The sequence below is a fragment of the Microbacterium sp. genome, assembly GCF_031988965.1.
Classification (GTDB): domain Bacteria; phylum Actinomycetota; class Actinomycetes; order Actinomycetales; family Microbacteriaceae; genus Microbacterium.
In genome coordinates this window covers 4,009-5,780 of record NZ_DALZXX010000165.1, presented here as the reverse complement: position 1 = coordinate 5,780, position 1,772 = coordinate 4,009, and the positions used below count along the sequence as shown (strand labels likewise).

At 69.5% G+C, this 1,772-nt stretch carries 1 protein-coding gene and 1 pseudogene; both read left to right on the top strand.

From position 1 onward, the window contains the following. Positions 1–377, top strand: a pseudogene (locus RTM68_RS16515) (hypothetical protein); the annotation flags it as partial. Between the two features lie 166 nt (positions 378–543). Then, positions 544–1,772 (top strand): TIGR04028 family ABC transporter substrate-binding protein (locus RTM68_RS16510; protein ID WP_312173012.1); only part of this gene is annotated, 1,229 nt, incomplete at its 3' end.

Sequence of the window (1,772 nt, the reverse complement as noted above, 5' to 3'; positions counted from 1 at the left end):
ATGCCGGCGAGGCATTGCTCGACAGGCTCGGCCGGATCGCCGGCGTGCGCGTCGCGGGGCAGGGAGCGAGCGGTGCGCTGACCTGGCGCCATCTGGTCGCGGCTCACGCCGTGCCCGCCGCGTTCGTCGTGGGCGATGCCTCGACGATCGCCGACCACTTCGAGACCTGGCGTGACGAGGGGGCGGCCGACGGCTTCAACGTGCTCTCGGCGTTCCAGCCGGCGCAGTTCGAGGCCTTCACCCGACTCGCCGCTCCCGAGCTGCGTCGACGGGGACTCCTCGGCCGTGCCCATGACGACGGTGACCGACCGACGCTCAGAGAACGGCTCGGCGTCGGCGCCCGAGACGGCGCGGCATCATCTCTCGCCGCACTCTGAAGCGCCGCATCCGTTACTCCGCGTTGCGCCCGGTGACCGGTCATGACGCCTCGTGACAGGTCACGTCCGCGCATGACGACTGCATTCGCGACCCGGGTCGCGGAGTCCCTAGCGTGACCTTCACCCGCACACCACGAACACAGCATCCCTTCTCAGGAGGACCCGCATGACCCGCCGTCTCATCCGCGCAGCAGCCGTCGCGCTCCCGCTCGTCCTCGCAGCGGGTCTCGCCGCCTGCGCATCGTCGCCCGCGCCGTCCGACACCTCGGCCGCGGCCGGCGACCCCATCACCGGGGGCACGCTGACGTACCTGGAGCACCAGACGTTCACGAACCTGTACCCGCCGCAGGCGGGCTTCTACCCGAACGGGGGCGTGGTCAACAACATCACCGCGCGCCTCACGTGGCAGAACCCCGAGTCTCTCGAGATCGAGCCGTGGATCGCCTCCGACTGGACGGTGAACGACGACGCCACCGAGTACACCTTCACCCTGAAGCCGGACGTCACGTTCTCCGACGGCACGCCGCTCGATGCCGCGGCAGTCGCGAAGAACTTCGACACCTACGGGCTCGGAGATGCCGAGCGTGGCCTGACGGTCTCCGAGGCGATCAACAACTACGCCTCGAGCGAGGTGGTCGACGAGGACACCGTCACGTTCCGGTTCTCGGCCCCGGCCCCCGGGTTCCTGCAGGCGACGTCGACGATCAACTCCGGACTCCTCTCGCCGGAGACCCTCGACGGCACGATCGAGGACTTCGGCGCCGGCAACGCCGAGGCGATCATCGGGGCCGGGCCCTTCACCGTCACCGACGAGAAGCTCGGCACCGAGTTCACCCTGACCGCCCGCGAGGACTACGCCTGGGCGCCGGAGAGCGCCGAGAACCAGGGCCGTCCGTACCTCGACGCCGTGCACGTGCTCGTGACCCCCGAGGACTCCGTGCGCATCGGCTCGCTGCTCGCAGGTCAAGCCGACTACGTGCGCTACGTGCAGGCCTTCGACGAGGACCGCGTCGAGAGCTCCGGCTTCACGCTGTACGCCCCGCAGACCCGCGGAGTGAACAACTCCATCTCGTTGCGTCCCGAGAACCCGCTGCTCGCCGACATCCGGGTCCGCCAGGCGCTCGTCGCCGCCGTGGACGCGCAGGAGGTCGTCGACACCCTGTTCACCGAGAACTACCCCGTCGCGACGTCGGTGCTGTCGCAGGAGGCCCTCGGCTACAAGGACGAGTCGGAGCATTACGCCTACGACCCCGACAAGGCAGAGAAGCTGCTCGACGAGGCCGGCTGGGAGCCGGGTTCCGACGGCATCCGTGAGAAGGACGGCGAGCGCCTGTCGATCACCGTGTACGAGGCGGCTCCGCAGCCGCTCTCGAAGCAGACTCTCGAGCTCGTCGC